The following is a 16,797-nucleotide window of genomic DNA, read 5'->3' on the forward strand; positions in this document are numbered from 1 at the left end:
TAATCTAAAACATCTGTTTTTATTGCTGAGATTTTGCTTAAATCTTTGCACCTGCAATTTCAATACTAATAATTATGTTTCATAAAACAGTGCTAGCGGCCACCATAGCTTCTAGCTTTATCCTTGCGGGCTGTCAAAGCACGGCACCGCAAAGCGTGGCAGCGGTTAATGCCGAGCCCAGCACCATTGAAAAACAACAAGTATCGACTCCAGCTAAGCCAGGCTCTATTGCCATCACCCTAGAGCAGGCCATGGCGCATCCAGACTGGTTGGGTAACCAGCCGGAAGGTGCGTTTTGGCGCGCCGACTCTGGCGCGGTGATTTATCAACAGAAGCAGCAGGGCAATGAACTAAGAGATCATTATGTTCAAGCGCTTGGCAACAGCGCTGCCGTGGTACCTCTGAACGAGCTGCACACCTTGGGCGATGACGCCTCGGTTATGAGCAAAGACCAGCGTTTGCAGGCCTATCAGTTTGAAGGTGATATCTTTGTTAAGGATCTTCTTAACAACACCCTGATCCAAATTACTAAAACGTCGGCATTTGAATCTAAGCCGCAGTTTTTAAATGACAACTCCTTGGTCTACCGAGTCGGTAACCTGTTTATGCAGGTGGATTTAAGCACGGGTCAGCACAGCGAGCTGGTCAACCTAAAGCTTGAAGACACGCCGGTGAAGGTGAGTGAGCCGAGCAGCTACATAGCCAAAGAGCAGCATAAGCTAATCGACTATGTCGCCTTGCAGTTAAAGAACAAAAAAGATGCCGTCGCGCGCCAACAGGCCTTGCTTGATGCCAACGATGCTTTGGTGGATGCCAGCATTTACCTAGGTGAGAACAAGCGTCTAGTTGATGCCCAGTTATCACCGGATGGCACTAAGCTGATTGTGGCCCTGACCGACACCCGCAGCTGGCGAGGTGAAGGCGATATCATGCCTAATTACATTACGGATGATGCCGGTATTGATGCGGTTCCTGCTCGTCGCCGTGTGGCCGATGATAAGCCGCAGGAAACCGAGCTGGTGTATATCGACCTGGATAGCAAGCAGAAGTCGACCCTGACCTACAATACCTTGCCCGGTTGGGATGAAGACGTACTGGCGGAAGTGAAAGCACAAAACTATGCCCGCGAAGGTAAAAAGTACAAATCTGAAAAGAAACGCCGTGAAATCAATCTAATGATGGACTGGGGCTGGGATCAAAGCGCTATTGTCTGGAATAACGCCGGTACGCAAGTCGCTGTTATGCTGGAAGCCTGGGATAACAAAGACCGCTGGATTGCCACCGTTGATTTCAATGGCAAAAAGCTGGTTAACCAACACAGATTGCACGATGATGCCTGGGTAAACTACACCTTTAACGACTTCGGTTGGTTAAATAACAGCGATACCTTGTATTACCTATCTGAGCAGTCCGGTTATAGCCATATCTATACCAAGGCGTTAGATGGTAAGGCGACGCAGCGTACTCGTGGTGCGTTTGAGGTTTCCGATCTGACTCTAAGCAATGATGACGCTTACCTTTACTTTAAGGGCAATATAAAGCACCCAGGTATCTATGAAATCTACCGTTTGCCGTTGGCCGGTGGTGATTTTGAAGCATTGACCGACCTTAACGGTATGACGGATTATGTGCTCAGCCCGGATCAGAGCAAGTTGTTGCTGACGCACTCGACCATTATGAATCCACCTGAGCTATTTGTGATGGACGCGGCGCCTAAGTCTGAAGTGACACAACTGACTCACACCGTATCCGAGCAATTTAAAGCCACTAAACTGACAGCGCCGAAAATTGTTGCCGTGCCTTCAAGTCATGGTGAGCAGCCCGTGTATGCCAAGGTTTATTACCCAAGCGACTACGTGGAAGGGGAAAGTGGTAAGACCCGTAAAGCGGTGATCTTTAACCATGGTGCCGGCTACCTGCAAAACTCACACTTCGGTTGGTCCGGTTATTTCCGTGAATTTATGTTCCACTCCTTACTGGCCGATGAGGGTTATGTGGTAATGGATATGGATTACCGGGCATCAAAAGGTTATGGTCGTGATTGGCGTACCGCTATTTATCGCCAAATGGGCACACCAGAAACCCAAGATCTGATCGATGGTGTTAACTGGATGGCCGAGCATGCCAATGTTGATACCGGTGCCGTAGGCACCTATGGCGGCTCTTACGGCGGCTTTATGACCTTTATGGCTCTGTTCACCGCGCCGGAAGTATTCCAAGCCGGTGCCGCCTTGCGTCCGGTCAGCGACTGGGCTCATTACAATGCGCCGTACACCTCGAACATTCTAAACCGTCCGGATGTTGATCCCATCGCTTATGAACGCAGCTCGCCGATTTACTTCGCCGAGGGTTTACAAAAGCCACTGCTGATCAACGCCCCCATGGTTGATGACAATGTGTTCTTCCAGGACGTAGTACGCTTGGTTCAGCGCTTTATAGAGCTGGAAAAAGAGAACTTCGAGACCGCCATCTTCCCAGTGGAGCCGCACGGCTTTATCCAACCTTCAAGCTGGTTAGACGAATACCGTCGTATTCATAAGCTGTTTAAAGAAAACCTATGATACCAATTCACTTAAATAGCTAATCATTCTAGCGGGCTAAATATCATGCTAACGGCGTTAGATTTTTTCTATGTAGAATAACTACATATGAAAAAATCTGCCTTGTTAGCATATCATTTATCCAGCGCTATCTCTGATCACATACTTAACAGAATTGGTATAACGCTTATCGTTAAGCGCATAAAAAAGCCCGGGTTTCCCCCCGGGCTTTTTATTTTCTTCTCTAGATAAGCTAATTTACTTGCGAGCGCGATGCCTTAACCAGTGCAATGCCCCCAGCGCCACACCGCCTATAACGCCAAATAAATGGGCTTCAATGGCCACCCGCGAGGCGATAAGGGTTTCTAAGTCGGCGCTGGCGCCGATAAATTGCTCATAGGCCACCTTGATCAACGCGCCTAATAACAGCAGGTAACCGGTTTTCTCGCCGCTGCAAATATCCCGAAGGGCGCCATAGACCAATAGGCCATGCAAGGTGCCGCTTAGGCCAACGTAAATATCTATATTATCGGCGAACAGATAAATAAGCCCGGTGCAGCCGATTGAAATACTCAGTACCGCCAGCCAATAGCCACGTACCGTAAAAAAATGATGATGAAGAAGCCAAAGGGCGCCAACGCCGGCCATATTCATTAATAAATGGGCGCCATTACTGTGGCTGAAGTTACCGCTAAGCAGACGATAGACTTGCCCGTCATTGATGGCGCCGCGGTCAAACTGCAGCACGGGATTCAAATTGAAAACCATGATCAGGATGCAGAGAATGATCAGGGCTAAAGGAGCAAATAGGGTCGACTTTTTAAACAAGGATTTAAACATAGGGCGATTATCTAATATTTTTGCGTATTGTGCCCGTTTATACCAATTCTGTTAAGTATGTGACCAGAGATAGCGCTGGATAAATGATATGCTCACAAGGCGGAATTTTTTCTTATATTCTACATAGAAAAATCCCAACACAGTGAGCATGATATTTAGCCCGCTAGAATGATTAGCTATTTAAGTGAATTGGTATTTCCCTTAAGATGCCAATCTCAAACAAGATAAACAGACTCTAGCGCTATTATGACTTTTTCTAAACCCCTGCTTACTCTTGCAGCCACTCTTTTTCTTACTACCGGCTGCGTTACCACCGAAGAACCCAGTGCCAACAAACAGGTACTCGCCGACAGAGAGCCCGAAGCCACCACCAGTATTGTCGCCAAACATCAGGTTGTCGGTGGTAAATACATGGTTGCCGCCGCGAACCCTTATGCGGTAAAGGCCGGCGAGGCGGTATTGGCCAAAGGCGGTAGCGCCATAGACGCAGCCATCGCCGTACAACTTGTTTTAACCCTGGTTGAGCCGCAATCATCGGGTATAGGAGGCGGCGCCTTTATTATGCATTATGATGCGCAGGGGCGTCAGTTAACTACCTTTGATGGCCGTGAAACCGCGCCAAAAGCGGCCACACCCGAGCTATTTCTCGATAGTGAAGGCAAGGCGGTGCGCTGGATAGATGCGGTCGTCGGTGGTCGCTCCGTGGGTGTGCCCGGGGTGATGAAAGCCTTGGCCGATGCCCACACCCAGTACGGCAATTTGGCATGGGAAGAACTCTTTAGCGACGCCATTGCCTTAGCCGAGCAAGGATTTGAGGTATCGCCGCGGCTGCATAACCTGCTGGCCCGTCGCATCAACCCAGGTGTTGAAAAGCTGCCGGTGGCCAGCGACTATTTCTTTCCCGGCGGCGAGCCTTTAGCCGTGGGCACGATACGCAAAAACCCTGAGCTTGCAGCCCTATATCAGCAGATGGCTGAGCAGGGCGTTACCGCCTTTTATCAGGGTGACAACGCCACGGCCATCGCCAATGCAGTGCAGCACAGCGAGATTGCTCCAGGTCTTTTAACCGAAGCGGATATTCAAGGCTATCAAGCCAAAGAGCGTGCTCCTATCTGCGTTGGCTACCATAGCTACCGTGTATGCTCTATGGCGCCACCAAGCAGTGGCGGTATGGCGGTCCTGCAAATTCTGAAATTGCTGGAGCACAAAAAGCTAAGTCAATATCCGGTTAATGACCCAGAAGCGTTGCATTACTTTACCCAGGCTTCGAGATTGGCCTTTGCCGACCGTAACGTTTATATGGCCGACCCGGATTTTCAGGCGGTTCCCACTCAAGCCTTGATGGACAGTGCTTATTTGGATAAGCGTGCGGCCTTAATAGGTGAGCATGACCATAAGCAGCGTCACGGCAACCCGGTTTTGGGTGTAAGTTATGCCGAGGACGATGCCTTTGAGCTACCTAATACCAGCCATATTTCCATCGTTGATGCAAAGGGCAATGCGGTGTCCATGACCACCTCTATCGAAATGGCGTTTGGCTCGACCGTCATGGTGAATGGCTATTTGTTGAATAACCAACTCACAGATTTTGCGCTCTCGCCTAAGCGCGACGGTAAATATGTGCAAAACCGCGTTGAGGGCAATAAGCGCCCGCGCAGCTCCATGGCACCTGTTATGGTGTTTAATGAAGATGGCTCACTGCGCCTGGTGATAGGCTCACCCGGCGGCAGTCGCATTATCAATTATGTGGCGCACAGCATTATCGGTGTGCTTGATTGGGGACTTACAGCGCAGCAGGCCATCAATATGCCACGTCTGACCAATCGCAACGATGTAACCACCTTGGAGCAGGGGACCGAATTAGCCAAGCTGAAAGCACAATTTGAGCTGCGTGGTCATGAGGTACGCATTGGCGATCTGAACTCAGGTCTGCATGCTGTGGAGGTCATTGATGGCAAACTTTATGGCAGCGCCGATCCCAGGCGTGAGGGCATAGCACTGGGCCAATAGGGCACCAATGTTAATATAAATTCAGGGGCTTGTTGGTTAATTGCTAACAAGCCCAAAAACTGGGGATGAATACGTAATCTAGCCGATTTCGGTTTGCAATTTACCCTCAACGGGCAATAATATCAGGCAATTGTATTCTGCGCTAAGTAGGCATCATGACTGATAAATCATCCGCACCTCACACACAAATCAGCGATCCAAATTATCTTTATATTCCATATTCCGGCCCCACTCTGTTAGAGACACCCTTGCTCAATAAAGGCAGTGCGTTTACGCAGCGTGAGCGTGAGAGTTTTAACCTGGCCGGCTTATTGCCGCCACGCTTTGAAACCATCGAAGAGCAGGCGGAGCGTTGTTATCAACAATACTCCAGCTTTAGCGATAATCTTAATAAGCATATCTACTTGCGCGCCATTCAAGATAATAACGAGACCCTGTATTACCGTTTGGTACGCGATCATATCGACGAGATGATGCCCATTATCTATACGCCAACCGTGGGCGATGCCTGTGAGCAGTTCTCCGATATTTACCGCAGTTCACGTGGTTTATTTATCTCTTATGAAGACAGACATAATATCGACGACATTCTTCGCAATGCCACCAAGGGCAAGGTGAAGGTGATTGTGGTCACCGACGGCGAACGTATTTTGGGTCTGGGCGACCAGGGTATTGGCGGTATGGGGATTCCCATTGGTAAACTGTCTCTGTACACAGCCTGTGGTGGCATTAGCCCGGCTTATACCTTGCCGGTGATGCTGGATGTGGGTACCAATAATGAGAAATTATTGAACGACCCTATGTATATGGGGGCGCGTCATAAGCGTATCGGTCAGCAGGAATACGACGAGTTTCTTGATCTCTTCATTAAAGCGGTTAAGCGCCGTTGGCCAAGTGTGATGCTGCAGTTTGAAGATTTCGCTCAGCCTAACGCCATGCCACTATTGAAACGCTACCGTGATGAGATCTGTAGCTTTAACGATGATATCCAGGGCACAGCAGCGGTGACTGTGGGTACCTTGTTGGCCGCTTGCCGGGTGAAAGGCACTAAGCTGAGTGAGCAAAAGGTGGTGTTTGTTGGCGCCGGCTCTGCAGGCTGTGGTATTGCCGAGCAGGTTATCAGCCAAATGGTGTCTGAAGGTATCAGTGATGCCCAGGCGCGCAGTCAAATCTACATGGTAGACCGTTTTGGTCTGTTGGCCGAAGGCATGGAAGGGTTACGTGATTTCCAACAGGCGCTGATGCAGTCTCAGGATAACCTTGCGCAGTGGCAATACAGCGGCGATTATCCGTCCTTGCTCGATGTGATGCACTGTGCTGAGCCGGGCATACTAATCGGCGTATCGGGCCAACCTGGGCTCTTTACCGAGCAGGTTGTACGTACCATGGCAGAAAATAATCCACAGCCGATTATTTTCCCTCTGTCGAACCCATCAAAGCAGGTTGAAGCCCATCCTCAAGATGTAGTGAACTGGACCAATGGCCAGGCCATCATTGCCACCGGCAGCCCGTTCGGGACCATTAGCCATGAGGGCAAGGACTACAACATTCCACAGTGTAACAACAGCTATATTTTCCCGGGCATTGGTCTGGGTGTTATTGCCATTAAAGCCAAACGTATTACCGATGAAATGCTGATGGCCGCCAGTGAAACCCTGGCGTCGAGTTCGCCCTTGGCCAACTCAGGTATGGGCAGCTTGCTGCCGCCATTGACTCAAATTGAAGCCTTGTCTAAGCGTATTGCCTTTGCGGTGGCCAAGGTAGCGATTGAGCAGGGTGAGGCACTGGAGGTCAGTGACGAGGACATTATTAAGGCCATAGATAAGAATTATTGGCACCCCGAATATCGCAACTATAAGCGTGTGAGTATTTAATCACCGTCATATAAGTAAACGCCGCACCCACTGTGCGGCGTTTTTGCGTTGAAGGAAGGGTTAGATAAGACCAAATACAGTGCCTTTTGAGCCGGCTTTATTAATAATGATGTTAGATAAGTATGCAGCGCGCATGGATATTGATGGCGTTGGCAAGGAGTTAAGTGAATTTTGAATTGGCAGCAATTAGTCGATAATCGCCAGCGTTTTTTCTGGGTCCTGCAAATCGCCGGATGGATAGGCTATGCCCTGGTTAACTACATAGGTTCCAAGGTCTTTGAAATGCGTGATATTTACGTGTTTGTGATCTTGCTTAATGCCTATGCCGGGTGCCTGATGACGGTGCCGCTGCGCTATTTGTACCGCCGGGTGTGGAATGCCAAACCCTGGATCTTGGTGCTGGTGGTGTTCGGGGTGTCCTATATCACAGGAACCCTGTGGTCGGTGGTGCAAAAGTTTAACCTGTGGGAAATTTACCGCCATGGTTATCGCCCCGATGAGTGGTTTTACTATTTTCAACAAGGCCTGGATTCGGTTTATATCATTTTATGTTGGAGTGGTTTGTATTTCGGGATCAAATACTACCAGCTCTTACAGGGCGAAAGACAAAAGGCACTGAAGGCCAATACCATGGCCCATGAAGCGCAATTGAAAATGCTGCGCTATCAGCTTAATCCGCATTTTTTGTTTAATACTCTCAACGCCATATCGACCTTGATCTTGGTGGAGGAAAACAAGGATGCCAACAAGATGGTGTCGCGATTAAGTGACTTTTTGCGCTATACGCTTAACACAGACCCCATTAAAAAAGTGGCCTTAGAGCAGGAATTACATGCCCTAAGCCTGTATTTAGATATTGAGCGGGTACGCTTCGACGACCGCTTGGCTGTGCAGATGGATATCAGTGACGAGGCCAGAGAAGCCTTGGTGCCGAGCCTTATTTTGCAGCCGTTAATTGAAAACTCGTTGAAGTATGCCATAGCGCAGATGACCCAAGGCGGGGTAATCAGTGTGAAGGCTCAGGTGTTTGCCAAGGAATTGTTGCTTGAGGTCAGTGATAACGGCCCGGGCACAGAGCTTAAAGATGGGCAGCTGCTGCACGCCGGTGGCGTTGGCATAGCCAATACCAAGGATAGATTGAAGACACTTTACGAGAACAATTATTCATTTGTATTATCAGGGAATACGCCGACTGGTTTAACCGTCAATATTCGTATCCCTTTTGAGAAGGCAGTAACAGAGTGAATACCATAAAAACCCTGATCGTCGATGACGAGTCCTTAGCACGTAAGGGCTTGGCCGTACGTTTGGCGCAACTCGATAACGTAGAAGTCATCGAGCAGTGTGCTCAAGGTGCCGATGCGGTGGCCTTGTGTCAATCGCAAACGATAGATTTGGTGTTTTTGGATATTCAGATGCCAGGAATGAACGGCTTTGAGGTGGCGGATGCGCTAGCGCACTTGCCCACCGAGCAGCAACCCCTTGTGGTGTTCGTTACCGCCTTCGATCGCTATGCCGTGCAGGCCTTTGAAGTACATGCGCTCGATTATGTGCTCAAACCTGTGGATGACGACAGACTAAAACAGGCGGTGGAAAAAGTGCAATCACATTTAAAAACACAACAAGATAATATTCATAAGAAAAAGCTGGCCAGTTTTGTGGCCGGGATCACAGGTAATAACTGTGAGGAAATTCTTAAGAAATTAGCCAGCGGTGACAGCTTGGAGACCAAGCGCTACCCGGAATCATTGGCGGTGAAAGAGCAGGGTGAGATCATCCGTGTGTCGACCAATAGCATTCAATGGGTGGATGCCGCCGGTGATTATATGTGTCTTCACTGTGGCGACGGACAAACTCATATCTTACGTAAAACCATGAAAGAGCTGGAGCGTGAGCTTGACCCTAGTTTGTTTGTACGTGTCCATCGCAGCGCCATCGTCAATTCAAAACAGATCAGCAAACTGGTGACTCAGGTCAGTGGTGAATACCTTCTGGTATTAACTAACGGTCAGGAGCTGAAAGTCAGCCGTAGCTACCGTGATAAGGTCAAGGCAGCCTTGGCTAACTAAATAGCTAAGGCTTGGTTAGGGCTTAGTTTAGAGTCGATACTGCTTTAACCGGGCCACAAAGTCCTTATTACGGGTTTGTGTATTGGCGGTATCGGCAAAGAGGGTGGTGGTGATGGCATTATTTTCTATGCCGACCATCACACCGCTGGTGCCCATGGCTAATTGCTCAATCGCAGCGACCCCTAACTGAGTCGCCAAAATACGATCCCCGGCAACCGGCGCTCCACCTCGTTGCACATAACCTAAAATAGCGCTGCGACTATCGACTCCTGTGTATTCGCTGAGCTGCTCGGCCAATTGTTGAGCGCTGATACTTAACGAGTGCTCCGCCATAACCAGCACATAACTAGGGTGCTTATCCTGGCGCAGTGACTGTGCCATTTCTTCCTTTAGCTCGGCAAGAAAGGCCTGCTCATCATCGATAAGTTCCTTGCAGATGATCTGCTCGGCGCCACTGGCCAGGCCCGCTTCCATGGCCAAAATGCCGCAGTCACGGCCCATTACCTCAACCACAAATGTGCGTTCAAAGGCCTGAGCGGTATCGCGAATCTTGTCTATGCAATCGAGCGCCGTATCTATGGCGGTATGAAAGCCAATGGTGGCCTCTGTGCCATTGATATCATTGTCTATGGTGCCGGGAATACCAATAAGCTGCCCTTGCCAATGGGCTTGCAGCGCTTGGGCGCCCTTGAAGCTACCATCGCCACCGATCACTACCAGGGCATCAATATGGCATTTGCGCAGGCTGTTGGCCGCTTGGAGGATCCCGGCTTCACTGAGCATTTGTGGGCAACGGGCGGATTTTAAAATGGTGCCGCCGCGATGTATGATGTCAGCAACATCGGACGCCTTGAGTTCGGTATAGTCTTCGTTGATCAGGCCATTATAGCCGGCGTAAAAGCCGACAACCTGATAGTCATGGGAGAGAGCGTGCAGGGTAAGGGCACGGATTGCCGCATTCATACCGGGGGCATCGCCCCCGGATGTAAGTATTGCGACGCGTTTCAATTTAGTCATAAGTTATTGCGTCTGTTGCTTAAACCTATGCTTACTATTTATTGAACGGTGACAATTTTCAAGGTATTTGTGGCACCAACGGTTTCCATCATGTCACCATGGGTGAGTATCACAGTATCACCTTGCTGCAGGTCGCCAAGCTCAACTAAGCGCGACAGCGCCTGGCTGGCAATTTCTTCTTTTTCATACAGGCTGGAATCGAAGTGCACCGGGTAGACGCCGCGATACAGGGCAGACTGACCTAGCGTTTGTTTATGGCGCGACAGTGAATAGATGGGCAGGCCAGATGAAATACGTGACATCAGCTTGGCCGTGTTACCTGATTCTGTCAGCGCGACAATGGCTTTAACCGTACCCAGGTGGTTGGCCGCATACATGGCGGACAGGGCAATCGTCTCGGCGTTGTCGGCAAACATGCTGTCGAGGCGGTGTTTGGAAATATGGGTTTCTTTTTGCGACTCGGCGCCTAAACAAACGCGCGCCATGGTGGCGACGGTTTGCTCTGGGTAATCACCGGCAGCGGTTTCCGCCGATAGCATCACGGCATCTGTGCCGTCCAATACCGCGTTGGCCACATCCATTACTTCGGCGCGGGTCGGCATAGGGTTGTCTATCATGGACTCCATCATCTGTGTGGCGGTGATCACCACACGGTTTAGGGAGCGGGCACGATTGATAATGGTCTTTTGTTTACCAACCAGCTCGGCATCGCCAATTTCTACACCCAGGTCGCCACGGGCAACCATGACCGCATCGGAAGCCAGGATAATATCGTCGATGGCTTCAACGCTTTCCACCGCTTCGGCACGTTCAATTTTAGCTAATAGCTGGGCTGTAGAGCCGGCTTTTTCGGCCAAAGAGCGTACATAGCGCATATCTTCGCCACAGCGCGGGAAAGACACGGCGATGTAATCGACGCCAATTTTAGTGGCGGTGATCAAATCTTCTTTATCTTTATCGGTAAAGGCGGGCGCCGTTAAGCCGCCGCCTAAGCGGTTGATGCCTTTATTGTTTGACAACACACCACCGACCTTAACGATACAGTGCACCTTGTTGCCTTCAACATGGTCAACGGTCAATTGAATTAGACCGTCGTTAAGGAGCAGTAGGTCGTCAGATTTAACATCTTGGGGTAATTCTTTGTAGTCGATACCCACGCCGTTAATATCGCCTTGCTCCGGACCTAAGTCCGCATCAAGAATAAACTTATCGCCCTGAGTCAGGGTAACCTTGCCTTCTTTAAAGGTGGAAACGCGAATTTTAGGGCCCTGTAAGTCGGCCAGAATGGCCACATGTACGCCTAAGCGGCTGGCGATATCACGTACTGCATCGGCACGCTCTTGGTGATCGGCGGCTTTACCGTGGGAAAAGTTTAAGCGCACCACATTAGTGCCAGCGCGGATGATTTTTTCTAGATTATTGTCTCTGTCCGTTGCCGGACCCAGGGTGGCCACGATTTTCGTACGTCTAAGCATTAAAGTCTCCCGTAGGCATTTGCTTAATAGCAGGGTAGCAAACTCTGGCTTAATTACAGCTCGGAGTCCGCTTTTTACGTATTTTTTACTATTTATGTGTCGGTAGTATGACACCGGTGTCAGATGCAGTCAATTGTGCTATAATCGCGAGCTGACTCCTTTATGCAATGATATTGGGGTAATTTGATATAATTCCAAGGCGGGGATTGAATGGTCTCAAGTTTTCCCTATAATGCCCGCCGTAATCAGGTTATACACCCAATTTTTTAAGGTGATCAACCCGCGTGCAGAGCACCAAAACGCTAAGTGGAGAATAATAAAGATTTAGAGCCTGGCTCTATAAAAATTATTAATCCCATTAGTGAGTTAGGCTCTCACGCTAACAGTAATATGTTGTTGCACCCATGGGTGTTTTAAACCAGTCACACGTTAATACCGAGGAGGAAACTCGATGCAAGTAGCATTAGTAGGTCTGGGAGTGATGGGCAAAAATCTTGCTTTGAACTTAATCGAAAAAGGGCTCACGCTCGTTGCTTATGATACAAATCCAGACGCTGGTGAAGAGTTACTCAGCTGCGCCAAAACGCAAGGAACGGCCGAGCGCTTGCATATAGTCTCAGATCTTCATGATATGGTGCGCCGTTTAGAAGCGCCGCGTTCTATCCTTTTATTGGTTCCTGCCGGTGAACTGGTTGATCGCGTATGTCAGGACTTGGTTGATGCGGGGGTGAGCAAGGACGATATTATTGTCGACTGCGGTAACAGCAATTATAAAGATGGCATAGCCCGTAAGCTCAAATACCAGAACAAATTTGAATTCGCTACCATGGGTATTTCCGGTGGTGCTGAAGGCGCACGTCATGGTCCAGCAATGATGGCCAGTGGCTCAGAAGGTGGCTGGGAGCGTATCGAGTCTTCATTTGAAAAAGTGGCGGCCAGCTACAATGGCGAGTCTTGTTTTGCTCGCGTGGGCCAATCCGCCAGCGGTCACTTTGTAAAAATGGTACATAACGGCATCGAATATGCGTTGATGCAGTTAATTGCCGAGATTTACCAATTACTTCGTTTGGGTGCGGGTAAAACACCACAGCAAATCGCCGAGATTTTCGATACCTGGTCTGAGGGCGAACTGAATAGTTATCTGCTGGCTATTTCCAGCCATATTCTTAAGCTTGAAACCACAGACGGCAAGGCACTGGTTGATTTAATTGACAATAAGGTTGGCGCCAAGGGCACCGGCCTGTGGACAGCGCAAAATGCCTTGGAATTGGGCATTGCCGTACCTTCATTGGTTGCCGCGGTGCAAGCCCGTCACCTTACTAATACAGGTGACACCCACGCCGCAAAAGAAATGACCTATGCCGCCAAGGCCACTGAGCGCCTCGATATCGATTTGGACGAACTAAAAAATGCCTTCCATCTGGCGAGCCTGTTATGTTACCGCCAGGGTCTGGCGCTGATCAAAGGTGCATCGCGCGCCCATCAGTGGAAGGTAGACCTTGCTAAAACGCTGCAAACCTGGCGTGCCGGTTGTATTATCCGTGCCGATTATCTGGATCAAATTGCCGAGGGCGTAGAGTTTATCGATACTCTGGATACGCAAGTTAAAGCGCTGCGTCGTATTACAGGTGCCGCGGTGAGCACAGGTCTGGCATTCCCGGTGCTGAGCGCCACACAAAACTATTTGGCGACCTTAAGCACGCCGAGCAATGGTCACTTGGTTCAGGCGCAACGTGACTACTTTGGTGAGCATGGCATTAAGACCCACAGCGGTGAGGTGTGTCACCTGACGGACTTGGTTGAGATTGATGCCAAGGTTCGTTAATCGCCAAGATTACACGCACATATAAAAAAAGCCCCGCATTTGCGGGGCTTTTTCATGCTTTAAATTGGTAGTTAACGGCTTAACTCGCCGCGCAAATTGTCCTGCATTAAGTGACGTATGCTTTGCGCCGAGAGCTGCTTGCTAAGTAAATAATGCAGCTTGGTTAAACAGGCTTCCAAGGTCATATCGAAGCCGCTGATCACGCCGACATTCAACAATGCATTGCCGGTGGCATAGCCGCCCATATTTACTTGCCCTTGCAGGCATTGAGTAAGGTTGATAACGACTATGCCACGTTCGTTGGCATTGGCCAAAAGCTCTAAGAACTCATGGTTTTGCGGTGCGTTACCGACGCCAAAACTCAACAAGATAAGGGCCTTAATGTCGTCGTTTATTATCGAGCCGACCACATCGGCGCTGATCCCAGGGTACAGGTGCAAAACGGCAATGGCTTGTGGGGTAATGCGAGAGACCTGTAATTCATTGTCGATATAGGGGCTGAGCTGGCCTTCAATCAGGCGAATATTAATACCGGCTTTGGCTAAGGGCGCCATATTAGGGGAGTCGAAGGCATTAAAGCCATCGGCATGTATCTTGGTCGCCCGATTGCCGCGGAAAAGCTGATTGTTAAAGAAGAGGCTCACCTCGGCAATGGGATAATTGGCCGCCAGATACATGGCGTTTAACAGGTTAACCTGGCCGTCAGAGCGCAGTTGTGACAAGGGGATTTGCGAGCCAGTAACTATCACAGGTTTGGTCAGGTTTTCAAACATAAACGACAGCGCCGAGGCCGTGTAGGCCATGGTATCTGTGCCGTGCAATACCACAAAACCATCATAGTCATGGTATTTGGCCTGAATATCGTCGGCTATCATCTGCCAATGGGCAGGTGACATATCGGAAGAGTCGATAAGGGGGCAATATTCTTCGATATCAAACAGCGGCATTTCATCGCGGTTAAATTCAGCACTGTTTTTAACCGTTTCGGTCAGGTAGCCAGCGGCGGGAATAAAACCCTGGCTTGATTTCTTCATACCTATGGTACCGCCGGTGTAGGCGATATAAATACGTTTACGTTTCATAAAAAAGCCCGATAAATGCTATCGGGCTAAGTATACATGCTGTAGCGCCGTGACTAAATGTGGCGCCAGGATTTATTTACGAAAATTAATTCGTTACGGTACATACCAAGCAGCGGGCGTAGATACCTTCAGGATCATTGAAGGCTTTAAGCGAGTTCACTTGTTGTTCAATCTGCTCAACAAAATTATCGAACTGCATGGCCGCACCCACGCTGGCACTTTGCGGTGCTTGCTTAGCAACCAATGACTGCACCGCGGCATTACCAAACAGGTTTTGAATGAAAATATCCTGTGGCGATAACGGCTGCTCGATAAGCTGCACATCATAGTGCTTCAGACTTGCCAGTTTAGCGGCGGCGCTAATGGCGGCCTGCTTGTCGCCAAGTTGGTCAACCAAACCCAGTTGTTGTGCCTGAGTGGCAATCCAAACACGGCCCTGAGCGATTTTATCTACTTCTTCAAGAGATAGACCGCGAGACTCTGACACTACTTCTAAGAAGCGAGAGTAGGCATTTTCCACACTCATTTGAATAGCTTGTGCCAGTTTATCGTCTAGGCCAAGTAATACCGATGAGCCTTTTAGCTCTGTGGTGCCAACACCATTGAGTAAACGCCTAGTTTTGCAGCGCTGTTCTCAAAGGTCATTATGGTGCCGAATACGCCGATAGAGCCGGTAATAGTGCTTGGCGCTGCCCAAATTTCATTGGCGGCACTGGCTATCCAATAACCACCTGAGGCAGCCACCGAGCCCATGGAGGCAACCACTGGCTTGCCCGCTTCTTTAAGGGCGATAACTTCACGGCGAATTAGCTCAGATGCAAACATGCTGCCGCCGCCAGAGTCGATACGAAGAACTACGGCCTTAACGCGATCATTATTACGAGCTTCACGTAGTAGGGCTGCTGTACTGTCACCGCCGATTTCACCGGCCTTACGGTGACCGTCGACTATGGTGCCTTTAGCCACAATAACCGCCACTTTTTCAGTCAATGGGTTATCCACTGCAATTGGCATCTTAAAGGTAGCCAGGTAATCGTTGAAGCCGATTTGACGGAAGCTCTTACCTTTTTCATCAAGACCAACCAAGTCGATCATCTGTTGGCGTAGCTCCTGATTGTTTTTAAGCGCATCGACCCAACCGTTTTGCAGCGCGTACTCGGCACCGTTGCCGTCTACTTTCTCAAGTTTGGCAAGGTAAGTGTCCAGGCTTTCATCAAAGTTGGTTTGCTCAAAACCACGCAGGGTCGCGATTTCGTCTTTATATTGCTGCCAAAGGTGTGACAACCATTCTTTGTTCGCTTCTTTAGCCGCTTGCGACATATCGTTGCGGATCAGCGGCTCTACCGCCGACTTAAAGGTACCCACGCGGAACACGTGCTGAGTGATCTTCAGCTTGTCCAGCGCATCCTTAAAGTAAACAGGGTAGACACCAAAGCCTTCGATAGAGACGCCGCCGTAGGGGTGTAGGTTAATTTCATCGGCGTGGGCGGCAAGATAATACTGGCTCTGGGTGTAATAGTAGCCTGTGGCGATAACCGGTTTGCCCTGGGCTTTAAAAGCATCAATGGCTTTGGCAATGGCCGCGAGCTTATTGATATGAGCGCCACCTAGGTTTTGCACGTTTAATAGCATGGCTTCAATGCGCTCGTCGTTAGCGGCCTTGTTGATCACATCAACCACATCATCAACCAGGATTTCAGCCGGCTCATCTTGTGCACCCATGGATTGGGCTAGGGCAGCATCGAGTGGGTCTACATAGCGTTTTTGTTCGACCAGGTAGCCGTTTAGGTTCAGGTTAAGCACTGCGCCCTGAGGAACCTTGATCTCGCCATCGTCGCTGGTAATTGAGGCGATCACTATGATAACCAATGCTATAAAGATGAGGTTGACCACCAGACGGCGGGAAAAGTTAATTCCATCCCAAGTGGCTTTTACTACTTTTTTAATCAAAATCAGATCCTTAATCTTAAAATCTGCTCTACACCTAGTTTAGACTTCCATATTAGCCCAAAGACTTCAAAATTTTAAACAGAAAAAAGTAACTAAGTGTTTACAGTTACCCTTG

At 49.4% G+C, this 16,797-nt stretch carries 10 protein-coding genes and 1 pseudogene; 6 read left to right on the plus strand and 5 right to left on the minus strand.

Annotation, left to right across the window (positions count from 1 at the left end; translation table 11 throughout):
- Positions 1–74: 74 nt before the first annotated feature.
- Entirely contained in the window at positions 75–2,561 is a 2,487-nt protein-coding gene (locus C2M24_RS14555) for a S9 family peptidase (RefSeq protein WP_105215833.1), read from the plus strand.
- Between the two features lie 237 nt (positions 2,562–2,798).
- Here C2M24_RS14555 and rrtA read toward each other — a convergent pair whose 3' ends face one another.
- Complete coding sequence (rrtA, locus tag C2M24_RS14560) at positions 2,799–3,380, minus strand: rhombosortase (RefSeq protein ID WP_105215835.1); 582 nt, start codon at positions 3,378–3,380, stop codon at positions 2,799–2,801.
- 246 nt (positions 3,381–3,626) lie between these two features.
- Between rrtA and ggt the strand changes: the two genes are divergently transcribed.
- From ggt to C2M24_RS14580, 4 genes are all read left to right on the plus strand, one after another.
- Positions 3,627–5,390, plus strand: coding sequence for a gamma-glutamyltransferase (ggt, locus tag C2M24_RS14565; RefSeq protein ID WP_105215837.1), 1,764 nt, complete (start codon positions 3,627–3,629; stop codon positions 5,388–5,390).
- A 155-nt stretch (positions 5,391–5,545) separates the two neighbouring features.
- Positions 5,546–7,264, plus strand: a complete 1,719-nt coding sequence (locus C2M24_RS14570) for an NAD-dependent malic enzyme (RefSeq protein ID WP_105199071.1) — start codon at positions 5,546–5,548, stop codon at positions 7,262–7,264.
- A gap of 171 nt (positions 7,265–7,435) precedes the next feature.
- The gene (locus C2M24_RS14575; RefSeq protein ID WP_105199070.1) at positions 7,436–8,509 is read left to right on the plus strand and encodes a sensor histidine kinase; all 1,074 of its coding nucleotides are present in this window, start codon (positions 7,436–7,438) and stop codon (positions 8,507–8,509) included.
- Positions 8,506–9,333: a LytR/AlgR family response regulator transcription factor gene (locus C2M24_RS14580; RefSeq protein ID WP_105199069.1), complete on the plus strand. Its 828-nt coding sequence runs from the start codon at positions 8,506–8,508 to the stop codon at positions 9,331–9,333. Before C2M24_RS14575 ends, C2M24_RS14580 begins: the two co-directional genes overlap by 4 nt.
- Before the next feature lie 27 nt (positions 9,334–9,360).
- Here C2M24_RS14580 and C2M24_RS14585 read toward each other — a convergent pair whose 3' ends face one another.
- A complete protein-coding gene (locus tag C2M24_RS14585) occupies positions 9,361–10,350 on the minus strand; it encodes an ATP-dependent 6-phosphofructokinase (RefSeq protein ID WP_105199067.1) in 990 nt (329 codons plus the stop codon).
- A 38-nt stretch (positions 10,351–10,388) separates the two neighbouring features.
- The gene (gene pyk / locus C2M24_RS14590) at positions 10,389–11,825 is read right to left on the minus strand and encodes a pyruvate kinase (protein WP_105199066.1); all 1,437 of its coding nucleotides are present in this window, start codon (positions 11,823–11,825) and stop codon (positions 10,389–10,391) included.
- 451 nt (positions 11,826–12,276) lie between these two features.
- On the opposite strand from pyk, the gene gndA reads away from it, so the two are divergent.
- Positions 12,277–13,650 carry an NADP-dependent phosphogluconate dehydrogenase gene (gene gndA, locus C2M24_RS14595; protein WP_105215839.1) on the plus strand — a complete coding sequence of 458 codons (1,374 nt, stop codon included), beginning with the start codon at positions 12,277–12,279 and terminating at the stop codon, positions 13,648–13,650.
- Positions 13,651–13,721: 71 nt separating this feature from the next.
- Here gndA and ansA read toward each other — a convergent pair whose 3' ends face one another.
- On the minus strand, positions 13,722–14,732 hold the full coding sequence (gene ansA / locus C2M24_RS14600; protein ID WP_105215841.1) for an asparaginase: 1,011 nt from the start codon (positions 14,730–14,732) through the stop codon (positions 13,722–13,724).
- Between the two features lie 85 nt (positions 14,733–14,817).
- A pseudogene (sppA, locus tag C2M24_RS14605) lies at positions 14,818–16,682 on the minus strand (signal peptide peptidase SppA).
- Between the last annotated feature and the right edge of the window lie 115 nt (positions 16,683–16,797).

It is taken from the genome of Pseudoalteromonas sp. T1lg22 (assembly GCF_002964645.1).
GTDB lineage: Bacteria > Pseudomonadota > Gammaproteobacteria > Enterobacterales > Alteromonadaceae > Pseudoalteromonas.